Origin of the sequence: Micromonospora sp. LHW51205 (assembly GCF_003315815.1) — a bacterium.
GTDB classification, from domain to species: domain Bacteria; phylum Actinomycetota; class Actinomycetes; order Mycobacteriales; family Micromonosporaceae; genus Micromonospora; species Micromonospora chalcea.
The window spans coordinates 258003-272014 of record NZ_QMEZ01000002.1 but is presented as its reverse complement, the minus strand read 5'-3'; the positions used below and the strand labels follow the sequence as shown (position 1 = coordinate 272014).

14 protein-coding genes are annotated in these 14012 nt (G+C 71.5%); 12 read left to right on the top strand and 2 right to left on the bottom strand.

Translation table 11 applies throughout. The features are described 5' to 3' along the window. The first annotated feature begins 254 nt into the window (after positions 1-254). From DQE82_RS09155 to DQE82_RS09145, 3 genes are all read left to right on the top strand, one after another. Positions 255-1214, top strand: a complete 960-nt coding sequence (locus DQE82_RS09155; protein ID WP_043329632.1) for a heme o synthase — start codon at positions 255-257, stop codon at positions 1212-1214. A gap of 219 nt (positions 1215-1433) precedes the next feature. Further along, positions 1434-1766 carry a hypothetical protein gene (locus DQE82_RS09150; RefSeq protein WP_013287454.1) on the top strand — a complete coding sequence of 111 codons (333 nt, stop codon included), beginning with the start codon at positions 1434-1436 and terminating at the stop codon, positions 1764-1766. A gap of 9 nt (positions 1767-1775) precedes the next feature. After that, entirely contained in the window at positions 1776-2693 is a 918-nt protein-coding gene (locus DQE82_RS09145) for a RimK family alpha-L-glutamate ligase (RefSeq protein ID WP_069089090.1), read from the top strand. Positions 2694-3277: 584 nt separating this feature from the next. Here DQE82_RS09145 and DQE82_RS09140 read toward each other — a convergent pair. Beyond that, positions 3278-4945, bottom strand: coding sequence for a right-handed parallel beta-helix repeat-containing protein (locus DQE82_RS09140; protein ID WP_069089091.1), 1668 nt, complete (start codon positions 4943-4945; stop codon positions 3278-3280). 72 nt (positions 4946-5017) lie between these two features. Then, a complete protein-coding gene (locus DQE82_RS09135; RefSeq protein ID WP_176722841.1) occupies positions 5018-5980 on the bottom strand; it encodes a heme A synthase in 963 nt (320 codons plus the stop codon). 208 nt (positions 5981-6188) lie between these two features. Between DQE82_RS09135 and DQE82_RS09130 the strand changes: the two genes are divergently transcribed. From DQE82_RS09130 to DQE82_RS09090, 9 genes are all read left to right on the top strand, one after another. Then, positions 6189-6854 (top strand): metalloregulator ArsR/SmtB family transcription factor, encoded by a 666-nt coding sequence (locus DQE82_RS09130; protein ID WP_223201463.1) that lies wholly within the window; start codon positions 6189-6191, stop codon positions 6852-6854. Further along, complete coding sequence (sufB, locus tag DQE82_RS09125) at positions 6851-8281, top strand: Fe-S cluster assembly protein SufB (RefSeq protein ID WP_013287447.1); 1431 nt, start codon at positions 6851-6853, stop codon at positions 8279-8281. Before DQE82_RS09130 ends, sufB begins: the two co-directional genes overlap by 4 nt. A gap of 56 nt (positions 8282-8337) precedes the next feature. Next, complete coding sequence (gene sufD, locus DQE82_RS09120) at positions 8338-9480, top strand: Fe-S cluster assembly protein SufD (RefSeq protein ID WP_069089093.1); 1143 nt, start codon at positions 8338-8340, stop codon at positions 9478-9480. Beyond that, a complete protein-coding gene (locus DQE82_RS09115; protein ID WP_064445305.1) occupies positions 9480-9824 on the top strand; it encodes a non-heme iron oxygenase ferredoxin subunit in 345 nt (114 codons plus the stop codon). Before sufD ends, DQE82_RS09115 begins: the two co-directional genes overlap by 1 nt. Next, the gene (gene sufC, locus DQE82_RS09110) at positions 9824-10597 is read left to right on the top strand and encodes a Fe-S cluster assembly ATPase SufC (RefSeq protein WP_064445306.1); all 774 of its coding nucleotides are present in this window, start codon (positions 9824-9826) and stop codon (positions 10595-10597) included. Before DQE82_RS09115 ends, sufC begins: the two co-directional genes overlap by 1 nt. A gap of 6 nt (positions 10598-10603) precedes the next feature. Further along, the gene (locus tag DQE82_RS09105; RefSeq protein WP_064445307.1) at positions 10604-11908 is read left to right on the top strand and encodes a cysteine desulfurase; all 1305 of its coding nucleotides are present in this window, start codon (positions 10604-10606) and stop codon (positions 11906-11908) included. Beyond that, a complete protein-coding gene (gene sufU, locus DQE82_RS09100) occupies positions 11908-12381 on the top strand; it encodes a Fe-S cluster assembly sulfur transfer protein SufU (RefSeq protein ID WP_064445308.1) in 474 nt (157 codons plus the stop codon). The genes DQE82_RS09105 and sufU overlap by 1 nt, the downstream gene beginning before the upstream one ends. Before the next feature lie 11 nt (positions 12382-12392). Beyond that, entirely contained in the window at positions 12393-12815 is a 423-nt protein-coding gene (locus DQE82_RS09095) for a metal-sulfur cluster assembly factor (RefSeq protein ID WP_064446423.1), read from the top strand. A gap of 410 nt (positions 12816-13225) precedes the next feature. Next, positions 13226-13879: a LysE/ArgO family amino acid transporter gene (locus DQE82_RS09090; protein ID WP_113972479.1), complete on the top strand. Its 654-nt coding sequence runs from the start codon at positions 13226-13228 to the stop codon at positions 13877-13879. Positions 13880-14012 lie beyond the last annotated feature (133 nt).

Genomic DNA, 14012 nt, shown 5'->3' with positions numbered 1-14012 from the left:
CTCCTCGGCAGATGGGCGGAACCCTCACTGATGACCCTATCGAGCGGTGCTAAACGTCCGCCCGGGGATCTCAGCATGCTGTTCTGTACGGATCGCGGACGTCCGGTCGTTCAACCCCAGGTGTGACGGCTCGCACCGTTGCCGGGTCTGCGGGGCAGCCAAAACGACGCCGCGTAGTGTGTGGGGCGGTGTGTGGACCTCGACGGGTCCGGGCCGAACGACCTCCCCCCGCCGATGCCGGAAGGTGGCAATCCGTGAGCATGATCACCGAGCGCCCCGTCAGCAACCCTGCCGGGCAGCCGCCGGTGGGCGCGGTGGCGGAGGCGCCGGCGAGCGGCCGGCGGGACGTACGCGCCGTGGTGGCGGCGTACGTGGCGCTGACCAAGCCGCGGATCGTCGAGCTGCTGCTGGTCACCACCGTTCCGGCGATGATGCTCGCGGACGGCGGCATGCCGTCGCTGTGGCTGGTCGCCGTCGTGCTCGTCGGCGGCTCGCTCGCGGCCGGCGCGGCGAGCGTCCTGAACTGCTACATCGACCGGGACATCGACCAGCTCATGCGGCGCACCAAGCGCCGCCCACTGCCCGCGCACACGGTTTCTCCGCGCAGCGCGCTGATCTTCGGTCTGGTGCTGGCGGCCGTCTCGGTGGCGCTGATGGCGGCGACCACCAACTGGCTGGCGACGGTGCTGACGCTCGCCGCGATCGCCTACTACGACCTGGTCTACACGCTGTGGCTGAAGCGGACCACCGCCGCCAACACGTTCTGGGGCGGCATCTGCGGGGCCGCGCCGGTGCTGATCGGCTGGGCCGCTGTCACCGGCTCGCTGGCGCCGGCCGCGTGGGGCCTGTTCGCCGTGGTCTTCTTCTGGCAGATGCCGCACTTCTACGCGCTGGCCATCAAGTACAAGGCCGACTACGCGCGCGCCGGCGTGCCGATGCTGCCGGTGGTGGCCTCGGTCCGGCGGGTCAACGCCGAGATCATCGGGTTCTCCTGGCTGACCGTGCTCTCCTCGCTGGCGGTCTGGCCGCTCGGGATGAGCCCGATCTACGGTGTCACCGCGCTCGTGGTCGGCGGGATCTTCCTCGTCGAGGCGCACAAGCTGTGCCGTCGCGCGACGCGCGGCGAGGCGGTCAAGCCGATGCGGCTGTTCCACTGGTCCACCACGTACCTCACGATCCTCTTCGCGGCCGTCGCGCTCGACGCGCTGCTCTGACGCGCCCGTCCGGCGGTTCATCAGAAATTTTTTTCGGGCTTCCCCGGAGGGGTCCAACCCGGACAGATTGTGACGATCTCGCCCGTCCGCTGCGCCCAGATATAAGCGACATATGCAGGCGAATTACCTGTGGTTCTTCTTAAACCGGCGGGTAATTGGCATCACATTCAGTTCATGGTTCTCGCACATCCGGGTGGAACTCTGCTTAGGCTTCGCGTCATGGCAGATGGTTCCGATACGACGCTGACGGCTGACAAGACCGCGGAGCAGGCCCCCAACGGCCTGGTCGCGGGCATCAAGTCGTTCGCCGCCGGACACGGCGGCGCGAAGGCGGTCATCGAGTACGTCGGCAAGCGCGGCGCACGGATCGTCCTCGTGGGTTCCGACGGGGTATGGGCAGACCAGTTCGCCGACGGCACCGACGTCGCGCGGCAGGCCTGCGCGAAGGCCGGGGTCGACGTCGAGAACGCCTGGGAGCGTGAACTGATGGACCAGATGCGTCCGAGCAACGACCTGTGGCGGTCGATGGCCCGGCGCACGATGGCCCGTTGACATAACCGAATGACCAACCACCACCAGTCGACCCGGGGGAGACCCCGGGTCGCTTTCGTCACCTGCGCCGAGCTGCCCGACCTCGACCCGGACGACCGGCTCGCGCTCGGCCCGCTCGCCGCCCGCGGGGTCACCACCGAGATCGCGGTCTGGGACGACCCGGCCGTCGACTGGTCCGGGTACGACCTGGTCGTGATCCGCTCCCCGTGGGACTACGCGCGGCGGCGCGACGAGTTCGTGGCCTGGGCGCGTACCGTGCCGGCCCTGGTCAACCCGGCCGACGTGGTCGCCTGGAACACCGACAAGCGCTACCTGTCCGAGCTTTCCGCCGCCGGAGCGCCCACCGTGCCGACGCAGTGGGTCGAGCCCGGGCGGGAGTGGACCCCACCGGCGGGCGGCGAGTACGTGATCAAGCCGGCGGTCAGCGCCGGCAGCCAGGACACCGGCCGCTACGACCTGACCGACAGGGAGCACCGGGAACTGGCGGTGGCCCACGTACGGCGGCTCTCCGACGCCGGGCGGGTCACCATGGTCCAGCCGTACCTGGAGGCGGTGGACACCGCCGGGGAGACCGCGCTGCTGTTCCTGGCCGGGCCCGACGGCCTGGCGTTCAGCCACGCGATCCGCAAGGGTCCGATGCTGACCGGGCCGGACCTGGGCGAGGCCGCGCTCTACAAGGAGGAGCGCATCGACGCGCGCACCGCCACCGCGGAGCAGCGCGCGGTGGCCGAGAAGGTGCTGGCAGCCGTGCCGGGCGGCCCGGACCGCCTGCTCTACGCCCGGGTCGACCTGATCCCCGGCCCGGACGGCACGCCGGTGCTGGTCGAGCTGGAGCTGACCGAGCCGAGCCTGTTCGTCGGGTACGCCGACGGCGCCCCGGACCGGCTCGCCGACGCGGTGCTCACCCACTTGACCCCCCGCGCCTGACCCGTCCCGCCTGGCGGTGGCCGTGGCCGTGGCCGTGGCGAGCGTGCCGGCCCTGGCGGCGTCCGGGCTTTGGCAGCGGGCCCGGGACCGCGACCCTCCCGGCTGCGGACGCACCTCGCCGACCCACCCAACGCGGTGCACGCAACGCCAGGCTGTCTCAGGGCTCGAGGCACCCACGGTGTTCCACTCGCTGTCTGCCGGGGCCCTGGGTGGAACACCATGGGTGTCTCAGGGCTGTCCAGGTACCCATGGTGTTCCACTCGCGATCCGTCCGTGCCGTGAGTGGAACGCCATGGGTGGCACGAGGGGGCGCGTTTCCACTCGGGCTGGCGGCGCGTTGGCCGGCCGTCGCCGCCATCGTGGCGTCGGCGGCTTTCGCCGGGGCCCACCGGGCCGCGTCTTCGATACCATCAGCGCGCGCTGCTCGGCCTGCACGTCGCCAAGCTGCTGCACCGCGACGGCGATCTCTGGGTGCTGATCGTCGCGTACGCGGTCAGCACCGGCAGCTTGGTCATGCTGGCTGTCACCACCGACGCCGGCCCGGCTGAACCGGAGCCGCCGGTGCCGCCCGCGCCGCCGGGAGGTCAGTCGCGGTCGCTGTGGTTGCGTGCCCAGCGGCCGCCGATCGGCGGCGTGTCCAGCCGCAGCGCGGCCTCGGTGCCGGCCAGGTCGTTGTCCTCGAACGCGCAGGAGACGCAACTGCCCGCCTCGGTGACCCAGATGCCGTACGCCTGGGTGTCGGCGTCCCGGTGCCAGATCCGGTTGCCGCGCACGGTGGCCGAGTCGAACGGCGCGGCGATGGTGATGCCGCCGCAGGCCGGCGGGCCGTCCGGCAGCTCGTACCTCGTGCCCGGCCCCGGGGTGGCCTCGTTCCAGCCGGTGGTGCCGTCCGGGCGTACCTCGGCCAGGGAGAGCCGGGTGGCGCTGTTGTCGGACACCACCGCGTCCCGTGAGCCGACCCGGACCACCTTGCCCCGGTGCCCGCCGTCGGGCCAGTCCGCGTTGCCGTCGGTGAGCTCGCGCGGGCCGTAGCGCACCGCCTCGCCGGAGCCGGAGCAGGCCGGGGCGGAGCGGCGGCCGTTGTCCCGGATCCGGTTGCCCACGATCGAGGTGTCCAGCATCGGCCGGTCGATCCGGATGCCGTCCAGCGCGTTCTCCCGGATGTCGTTGTCCTGGATCACCACGTCGGCCGCCGCGCCCCGGTAGCCGTGGCCCAGATCGTGCTCGTGGTAGCCGAAACCGCCGTTGCGGCTGATCCGGTTGCCCTGCACCGTGTACGGGCCGGGGGTGTTGCCCATGCTGATCCCGTCGCCGACGTTGGCGTCGATCACGCAGCCGGTGAGCAGGCCGCCGCGCCCGGCCACCCCGGCGGTGCCGTTGCCGGACACGTCGAAGCCGGCCTCCAGGTTGTTGGTCATGGTGCAGCCGGAGACGATCAGCCCGTCGGCGCCCCAGTCGGAGATGCCGAACCGGTTGGCCTGGCTGTGGCAGCCGATGATCCGGAAACCGCGCGGTGGGGTCCAGTAGTCCTTCTGCAACTCCAGGAAGATCCCGTTGGTGCCGTTGCCGATGGTGGTGCAGTTGGCGATGGTGAGGCGTTCCACGTCGCCCCAGCCGCCGATACCGACGCCGATCCCGGCGCCGCCCATCTGGTCGCCGTTGTCCAGCCGGCCGCACCCCACCACGACCACGCCGTCGATCAGGCTGTCCTGGAGGAAGTCACAGCCCAGGCCGGTCGCCCCGGTGTGGTGGATGTAGAGGTTGCGGAACACGCCGCGCACCACGTACTGCAGGCCCAGCCCCTTGGCCAGGTAGTCGTAGGAGGTCTGGGCGACCCCGGAGCCGTCGATCTCGAAGTCGGCGAACGTGCAGTCGGCGATGTGCCGGTCCCGGTCGGCGCCGTGCTGCACGGTGGTCCAGTACGCCAGCGGGACCGGTGCGCTGCGGTCGCCCTCGTTGCTGAGCAGGAACCGGGTCGCGGCCGGTCCGGCGCCGATCAGCGAGACACCGCTGCGCCAGACGGTGCCGGCGTCGCGGATCGAGTACAGGCCGGGCGGACAGTAGATCACCCGGGCCCGGCCGTCGGCGTCGTACCCGGCGCCGAGCCGGTCCACCAGGGCCGCCAGCGCCGGCTGGTCGTTCGTCACCCCGTCGCCGGTGAGGCCGTGCTCGTGGGCGTCGCACCACAGCGGCGCGCCGGCGACCGGCGTCAGCCGTTGCGGCGTGGTGGTGGCGAGGCTCTTGCGCGGCACCGGGAACTCCCCTCGGGCGTACGGTCCGTGGCCCGGACCGCTTTCCCGTTCCCGTCGCGCGATAACGCCCGCTCAGGCGCCGGCGCCCACCGGCTCGGCGACCGGCTCGGCCGGGGCCGGCGGGGCGGCCGGCAGCCGCTCCCGGGTCGCGAACAGGACGCCGAGCGTGGCCAGCAGCACCAGGCAGGAGCCGAGCATGTGCGCGCCGACGAGCACGCCGGGTAGATGGGTGAAGTACTGGACGAAGCCGATCACGCCCTGGCCCAGCTCGACCGCGATCAGCACCGCGGCGGCCCGCGCCGCGCGCTCCGCGCCGACCGCCCGGAACGCGAAGTACAGCGCCACCGAGAGACCGATCAGCAGGAAGACGCCGTCGGCGTGCACCTGCGAGATCTGCGTCGGGTCCAGGCCGTTGCGGGCCGCGCCGTGGTCGCCGGCGTGCGGGCCGCTGCCGGTCACCCAGGTGCCGACCACCAGCACCGACGCGCTCACCGCCGTGGTGATCCAGGCGAGGGTACGCAGCGGCGCCGGCACGGTCGGGCTGTCCGGCCCGTCCGGCTCCTTGATCCGCCGCCAGAGCGCGTACGCGGCGGCGATGACCGCCATCGAGGCGAGGAAGTGCAGCCCGACCACCCACGGGTTGAGGTCGGTCAGCACGGTGATGCCGCCGATGACCGCCTGGGCCGGGATGCCGAACAGCACGCCGACGGCCAGCGGGAGCAGCCCGCGCCGGCGGGGACGGTGGGCCAGCACGGCCAGCACGACGGCGAGTGCGATGATCCCCACCGCGAAGGTGAGCAGCCGGTTGCCGAACTCGATCACCCCGTGCACGCCCATCTCGGCGGTCGTGGTGTAGGAGTCGTCGGTGCACCGGGGCCAGGTGGGGCAGCCGAGCCCGGACGCGGTGAGCCGGACGGCCCCGCCGGTGACCACGATCGCGACGTTCGCGATGATCGAGGCGAGCGCGAGGCGGCGCAGCAGCGTGGACGAGACCGGGAACCGGACGGAACGCTTCACGGAGCGAATCCTACGCACCGTAGTTGATCCCGATCGGGTGACTCCGCCACCTCGGTGGTCGGAATCACCGGACCCGGGTTTGCGAGCCCCGGACGATTTACGTAACGTTGCCGTTGTGAAAAACGCGGCGGCGCTGTCCCGGGCGTCGGTGACCGGTGCGGTCACCGGCGGTTCGCGGTCGCGTCGTGGCACCCGGCACGTCGAGCGGGAGTCCGCTCCGGCCGACCTGTCGACCCGTGACCGGGTCACCCAGCTCCTGCTGGAGCGGGGCGCCACCACCGCAGCGCAGCTCGGCTCGGCGCTCGGCCTCAGCCCGGCCGCGATCCGCCGGCACCTCGACGCCATGCTCGCCGACGGCGACGTGGTCGCCCGCGACCAGGTCGTGCGCGGCAGCCGGGGGCGGGGCCGGCCGGCCAAGGTCTTCGCGCTCACCGAGGCGGCCCGGGGCCGCTGCGGCACCCACCACTACGACAACATGGCCACCGCCGCGCTGCGGTGGATCGCCCGCACCGGCGGCGCCGAGGCGGTCGCGGCGTTCGCGGCCGAGCAGGTCTCCGCGCTGGAGACCCGCTGCCGGGCGGCCATGGAGGACGCGGGAGACGCGCCGCTCGCGCGGGCCGAGGCGCTCGCCGGGGCGCTCACCGCCGAGGGTTACGCTGCCAACGCGTCCACGATCGCCTCCGGCGGCCAGCTCTGCCAGCACCACTGCCCGGTGGCGCACGTGGCCGCCGAGTTTCCTCAGCTGTGCGAGGCCGAGACCGAGGTCATCTCCCGTCTGGTCGGCACCCACGTACAGCGCCTGGCCACCATCGCGCACGGCGACGGCGTGTGCACCACGCACATTCCCGCCCAGTCCGGTTCCACCGTCACCACTGTGAGGACAGATAGATGACCGAGCAGATCGTTCAGCCCCTGACCCAGGAGGAGCAGCTCGCGGCCCTCGGTCGTTACGAGTACGGCTGGGCCGACCCCGACGTCGCCGGGGCGTCCGCCCAGCGCGGCCTCAGCGAGGCGGTGGTGCGGGACATCTCGGCCAAGAAGAACGAGCCGGCCTGGATGCTCGACCTGCGGCTCAAGGGCCTGCGGCTGTTCGGCCGCAAGCCGATGCCGAACTGGGGCGCCGACCTCACCGGGATCGACTTCGACAACATCAAGTACTTCGTGCGGTCCACCGAGAAGCAGGCCACCTCCTGGGAGGACCTGCCCGAGGACATCAAGAACACCTACGACAAGCTCGGCATCCCGGAGGCGGAGAAGCAGCGCCTGGTCGCCGGTGTCGCGGCGCAGTACGAGTCCGAGGTGGTCTACCACCAGATCCGTGAGGACCTGGAGGAGCAGGGCGTCGTCTTCCTGGACACCGACACCGCGCTCAAGGAGCACGAGGACCTGTTCAAGGAGTACTTCGGCACGGTCATCCCGGTCGGCGACAACAAGTTCGCCGCGCTGAACACCTCCGTCTGGTCCGGTGGCTCGTTCATCTACGTGCCGAAGGGCGTGCACGTGGACATCCCGCTGCAGGCCTACTTCCGGATCAACACGGAGAACATGGGCCAGTTCGAGCGGACGCTGATCATCGTCGACGAGGGCGCGTACGTGCACTACGTCGAGGGTTGCACCGCGCCCATCTACTCCTCCGACTCGCTGCACAGCGCGGTCGTGGAGATCATCGTCAAGAAGAACGCCCGGTGCCGGTACACGACCATCCAGAACTGGTCGAACAACGTCTACAACCTGGTCACCAAGCGTGCCGTGTGCCACGAGGGCGCGACCATGGAGTGGGTCGACGGCAACATCGGCTCCAAGGTCACCATGAAGTACCCGGCGGTCTACATGACCGGCGAGCACGCCAAGGGCGAGGTGCTCTCGGTGGCCATGGCCGGCGAGGGCCAGCACCAGGACGCCGGCGCCAAGATGGTGCACGCCGCGCCGCACACCTCCTCGACCATCGTGTCGAAGTCGATCGCCCGGGGCGGCGGCCGCACCTCGTACCGCGGTCTGGTGCAGGTGCTGGAGGGCTCGACCAGCAGCAAGAGCACGGTCAAGTGCGACGCGCTCCTGGTCGACACGATCTCCCGCTCCGACACCTACCCGTACGTCGACATCCGCGAGGACGACGTGTCGATGGGGCACGAGGCGACCGTCTCCAAGGTCAGCGAGGACCAGCTCTTCTACCTGATGAGCCGGGGCCTGAGCGAGGACGAGGCGATGGCGATGATCGTGCGCGGCTTCATCGAGCCGATCGCCAAGGAGCTTCCGATGGAGTACGCGCTGGAGCTCAACCGCCTGATCGAGCTGCAGATGGAGGGCGCGGTCGGCTGACGCCGGCCCCCGTCCTCCGCCTCACCTGACACCTCGTCGCAGAACACAAGGAAGAGATGACTACCCAGGCTTCCGCGCCGCCCACGACCAAGTCGCAGGCGCTCCGCTCGTACGACGTCGCCGACTTCCCGGCCCTGACCGGCCTGGAGGAGGAGTGGCGCTTCACCCCGCTCAAGCGCCTGCGCGGCCTGACCGGGTCGGCGCAGGGCGCGACCGGCGCGGTCCGGCACGAGTACGGTGACCTGCCCGAGGGCGTCACCGTCGACCGGATCGGCCGGGACGACCCCCGGGTGGGCAGCGTGCTCACCCCGTTCGACCGGGTCAGCGCGCTCGCGTACGGCGGGGCCGACCGCGCGCTGCTGGTGCGGGTCGCCCGCGACGCGGTGGTGGAGGCGCCGGTGCGCCTGCGGGTGGTCGGCGAGAACGCCGAGGCGCTCGCCTTCGGCCACACGTTCGTCGAGGTGGACCGGTTCGCCGAGGCCACCGTGGTGATCGAGCACGTCGGCTCGGCCACGCTGGCCGACAACGTCGAGGTGTCGGTGGGCGACGGGGCGAAGCTGACCCTGGTCACCGTCGCCGACTGGGCCGACGACGCGGTGCAGGCGCAGCACCTGAAGGTGCGGCTGGGCCGCGACGCCCGGATCCTGCACGTGCAGGTCAGCCTCGGCGGCGACCTGGTCCGGCAGTACACGTCGGTGGAGTACACCCAGCGCGGCGGCGAGGCCGAGCTGTACGGCGTCTACTTCGCCGACTCCGGCCAGCACCTGGAGCACCGGCAGCTGGTCGACCACACCGTGCCGGACTGCCGCAGCAACGTCGGCTACCGGGGCGCGCTGCAGGGCGACGACGCGCACACGGTCTGGGTCGGCGACGTGCTGATCCGCGCCGAGGCCACCGGCACCGACACGTACGAGATCAACCGGAACCTGCTGCTCACCGACGGCGCGCGGGCCGACTCCGTACCCAACCTGGAGATCGAGACCGGCGAGATCGCCGGCGCCGGGCACGCCAGCGCGACCGGCCGGTTCGACGACGAGCAGCTGTTCTACCTGATGGCCCGGGGCATCCCGGAGGCCGAGGCGCGGCGCCTGGTGGTGCGCGGCTTCTTCGCCGAGCTGATCAACAAGATCCCGGTCGAGGACCTGCGCGAGCGCCTCGGTGACGCCATCGAGGCCCGGCTGGCGAAGGCCGGCGCCTGATGCTCAAGATCTGCTCCACCGAGGACGTGCCGAAGGGCACCGCGATCAGCGCCGACGTGGACGGCGTGCAGGTCGCGATCGTGCACGGCGAGGACGACGTGTTCTACGCGGTGCACGACGAGTGCTCGCACGCCGCCGTGGCGCTGTCCGAGGGCGAGGTCGAGGGCTGCACGCTGGAATGCTGGCTGCACGGATCCCGTTTCGACCTGCGTACCGGTGAGCCCACCGGGCTGCCCGCGACCGAACCCGTACCCGTCTATTCCGTCGAAGTCCGCGACGGCGACATCTACCTTTCCGTGGACGGCGACGGCCGTCCGCTGCCGAGCAATGGAGTGACCCGCTGATGAGCACCCTGGAGATCCGCGACCTGAAGGTGTCGGTCAAGCTGCCCGAGGGTGAGCTCAAGCCGATCCTGCACGGGGTCGACCTGACCGTGCGCTCCGGCGAGACGCACGCCATCATGGGCCCGAACGGCTCCGGCAAGTCGACGCTGGCGTACTCGATCGCCGGTCACCCGAAGTACGAGATCACCGGCGGCGAGGTGACCCTCGACGGCGAGGACGTGCTGTCCATGTCCGTCGACGAGCGGGCCCGCGCCGGTCTCTTCCTGGCCATGCAGTACCCGGTCGAGGTCCCCGGCGTGTCGGTGGCCAACTTCCTGCGTACCGCCAAGACCGCCATCGACGGTGAGGCGCCGAAGCTGCGCACCTGGGGCGGCGAGCTGCGCGGCGCCATGGAGCGCCTCCAGATGGACCCGGCGTTCGCCCAGCGCAACGTCAACGAGGGCTTCTCCGGCGGCGAGAAGAAGCGGCACGAGATCGTGCAGCTGGAGCTGCTCAAGCCGAAGATGGCGATCCTCGACGAGACCGACTCCGGCCTGGACGTGGACGCGCTGCGCGTGGTCAGCGAGGGCGTGAACCGGGTACGCGACACCGGTGACACCGGCCTGCTGCTGATCACCCACTACACGCGCATCCTGCGTTACATCAAGCCCGACTTCGTGCACGTCTTCGTGGCCGGCCGGATCGTTGAGCAGGGCGGCCGGGAGCTGGCCGACAAGCTCGAGGAAGAGGGCTACGAGCGCTACGTCGCCGGAGCCGGCGCGGCACGGGCCTGACCTGCCATGACCTCGATGGCCATCCCGGCGGGCATGCCGCAGTACGACGACGTGCCGCGCTTCGACGTGGCGAAGGTGCGGGCCGACTTCCCGATCCTCGACCGGGAGGTCAACGGCCACCCGCTGGTCTACCTGGACAGCGCCAACACCTCGCACAAGCCGCGGCAGGTGCTCGACGTGCTCGCCGAGCACTACGCGCTGCACAACGCCAACGTGTCGCGCTCGGTGCACACGCTGGGCACCGAGGCCACCGAGGCGTACGAGGGCGCGCGGGCGAAGATCGCCGCGTTCATCAACGCGCCGAGCGTGGACGAGGTGGTGTTCACCAAGAACTCCACCGAGGCGATCAACATCGTGGCGTACGCCTTCTCCAACGCCTCGCTGCGCGCGGACGGCGACCCCCGGTTCCGGCTGGGCCCCGGCGACGAGATCGTGATCTCCGAGATGGAGCACCACTCGAACATCGTCCCGTGGCAGCTGCTGGCGGAGCGCACCGGCGCGACGCTGCGCTGGTTCCCGGTCACCGACCAGGGCCGGCTCGACGAGTCCGGCCTGGACGACCTGGTCACCGAGCGGACGAAGATCGTCTCGCTGGTGCACATGTCGAACATCCTCGGCACCGTCAACGCCACCTCGCGGATCACCGCGCGGGTCCGCGAGGTCGGCGCGCTGCTGCTGCTCGACTGCTCGCAGTCGGTGCCGCACCTGCCGATGGACGTGGTCGACCACGACGCCGACTTCATCGTCTTCACCGGGCACAAGATGTGCGGCCCGACCGGCATCGGCGTGCTCTGGGGCCGGGGCGAGCTGCTCGCCGCGATGCCCCCGGTGATGGGCGGCGGCTCGATGATCGAGACGGTGACCATGGGCGGCTCGACGTTCGCCGCGCCGCCGGCCCGGTTCGAGGCGGGCACCCCGCCGATCGCCGAGGCGGTGGCGCTCGGCGCCGCGGTGGACTACCTCACCGCGATCGGCATGCCGGCCATCCAGTGGCACGAGAAGGAGCTGACGGCGTACGCGCTGGACGCCCTCGCCACCGTGCCCGGCCTGCGGATCTTCGGCCCGACGGTGCCGGTGGGCCGGGGCGGGACGATCTCGTTCGCGCTCGGTGACGTGCACCCGCACGACGTCGGGCAGGTGCTCGACTCGCTCGGCGTGCAGGTGCGGGTGGGCCACCACTGCGCCCGGCCGGTGTGCACCCGGTTCGGGGTGCCGGCCACGACGCGGGCGTCGTTCTACCTCTACACCACCACCGCGGAGATCGACGCCCTGGTGGCGGGTCTGGAGCGGGTGCGGAAGGTGTTCCAGTGATGCAGCTCGAATCCCTCTACCAGGAGATCATCCTGGACCACTACAAGCACCCGCACGGCCGCGGCCTGCGGGACGCGGCGGACCCGGCCGCCCGGGTCGGCGAGGCGCACCACGTCAACCCGACCTGCGGCGACGAGATCACCGTACGGGTGGCGACCGACGGCACGGTGTTCACCGACATCTCGTACGACGGGATGGGCTGCTCGATCAGCCAGGCGTCGGCGAGCATCCTGCACGAGCTGCTGCGCGGCAGGGCCGCGAGCGACGCCGCGGTGGTGCACGAGGCGTTCGTGCAGTTGATGTCCGGGCGGGGCCAGGTCACGCCGGACGAGGACGTGCTCGGAGACGGGGTGGCGTTCGCGGGTGTCGCGCGCTACCCGGCCCGGGTGAAGTGCGCGCTGTTGTCGTGGATGGCGTTCAAGGACGCCGCGGCACGCGCCGGGGTGGGCGTGAGCCCGGAGGTGAAGGCATGAGCGACGAGAACATGACCCCCGAGGCTGGCGCGGTGGCGACGGACGGCGCGGCCGTCAACGGTGCTGTTGCCGGCGGCGCGGCCGCGGGCGCGGCGGCGCCGGCCGGCGGCAAGGCCGCTATCGGCGACATCGAAGAGGCGATGAAGGACGTCGTCGACCCGGAGCTGGGCATCAACGTGGTCGACCTGGGCCTGGTGTACGGCGTCCACGTCGACGACGACAACGTGGCCACCCTGGACATGACGCTGACCTCGGCGGCCTGCCCGCTGACCGACGTGATCGAGGACCAGGCCCGGCAGGCGCTGACCACCGGTCCCGGTGGCGGCCTGGTGAACGACATCCGGATCAACTGGGTGTGGCTGCCGCCGTGGGGCCCCGACAAGATCACCGACGAGGGGCGCGACCAGCTGCGCTCGCTCGGCTTCAACGTCTGACAGTTCTCCCGGTCACCGCCGCGGGCGCGGCACCCTTGAGGGGTGCCGCGCCCGCGGTGTTCTCTCGGCATGATCGACACCGTTACGCCGAAGTGGTGTGGTCGGAGTGGCTTTGATGCCGCCACATCGGCGAAGTGGTGTCGATCAAGGTGACCCGGCGGCACTGCCACCGGCGTTGGTGCCCGGAACGGCGAGATCTTGGTACGAGATCGCCCCCCACGGGGGCAGATTCGTACCAAGATCTTCAGTCCAACCGAGGCGCGGGAAAACCGGTTCCGGGGTGGGGGAACCAGGGGGCAGGATGAGCGGGTGATCGAGGCGTACCCGAAGCAGGCTCCTGTCCGTGCGGCCACTGCCGCGCGTCGACAGCGCACCCTGCCGCCGGCCGCCTCGGCCCACCACCCCTCGTCGTGACCGGGGCGTTCCTGGCCGGCCTGGTCGCCGGCTACGGCGTCGCCATCCCGGTCGGCGCGATCGCGATCCTCATTCTCGGGCTCAGCGCGCGTACCTCGTTCCGGGTCGGTTCGGCGGCGGCGCTCGGCGTGGCCACCGCCGACGGGATGTACGCGGCCGTCGCGGCGCTCGGCGGGGCCGCGGTGGCCAGCGGGCTCGCGCCGTTCGCGGGTCCGCTGCGGCTGATCGCCGCGGGGGTGCTGCTGGCCCTCGCCTGCCTCACCGCCTGGCGCGCGATGCGCCCACCCGCCCCGGCGCAGGAGCCGAACTCACCCGCCCCGGCGCAGGAGCCGAGTCCGCGGGGTGGCCTGGACACGCCGGTGCGGGCGTTCGCCGCGGTTCTCGCGCTGACCCTGCTCAACCCGGCCACCGTCGTCTACTTCGTGGCGCTCGTCCTCGGCCGGGGCGACGTGCTCGGCTCGAGCCCGGTCGGCGCGGCCGCCTTCACCGCAGGCGTGTTCCTCGCCTCGGCCAGCTGGCAGTTGCTGATCGCCGGCGGCGGCTCGCTGATCGGCCGGGCCCTCACCGGTCCCCGTGGGCGGCGGGTCACCGCGCTGCTGTCCAGCGCCATCATCGCCGCCCTCGCGGTCGCCACGGTGCTCGGCGTCTGACCGAAGGGGACGGCCGCGGCCCGACGGCATCGATCGGATTCCGGGAGCCGGGACGACCTGGAGCATCGTCCGGACGCAACCGCATCATCTTCGCGGCTGATGTTCGGAGTCGCGAGTGGTCCTAGGGTCACGG

Excerpts from the sequence above, each read along its gene's own strand:
- DQE82_RS09105 (WP_064445307.1), top strand. The coding sequence starts at position 10,604 with ATGACCTCGATGGCCATCCCGGCGGGCATGCCGCAGTACGACGACGTG.
- sufD (WP_069089093.1), top strand. The coding sequence starts at position 8,338 with ATGACTACCCAGGCTTCCGCGCCGCCCACGACCAAGTCGCAGGCGCTC.
- sufU (WP_064445308.1), top strand. The coding sequence starts at position 11,908 with ATGCAGCTCGAATCCCTCTACCAGGAGATCATCCTGGACCACTACAAG.
- DQE82_RS09150 (WP_013287454.1), top strand. The coding sequence starts at position 1,434 with ATGGCAGATGGTTCCGATACGACGCTGACGGCTGACAAGACCGCGGAG.
- DQE82_RS09095 (WP_064446423.1), top strand. The coding sequence starts at position 12,393 with ATGACCCCCGAGGCTGGCGCGGTGGCGACGGACGGCGCGGCCGTCAAC.
- sufB (WP_013287447.1), top strand. The coding sequence starts at position 6,851 with ATGACCGAGCAGATCGTTCAGCCCCTGACCCAGGAGGAGCAGCTCGCG.
- DQE82_RS09115 (WP_064445305.1), top strand. The coding sequence starts at position 9,480 with ATGCTCAAGATCTGCTCCACCGAGGACGTGCCGAAGGGCACCGCGATC.
- sufC (WP_064445306.1), top strand. The coding sequence starts at position 9,824 with ATGAGCACCCTGGAGATCCGCGACCTGAAGGTGTCGGTCAAGCTGCCC.
- DQE82_RS09145 (WP_069089090.1), top strand. The coding sequence starts at position 1,776 with ATGACCAACCACCACCAGTCGACCCGGGGGAGACCCCGGGTCGCTTTC.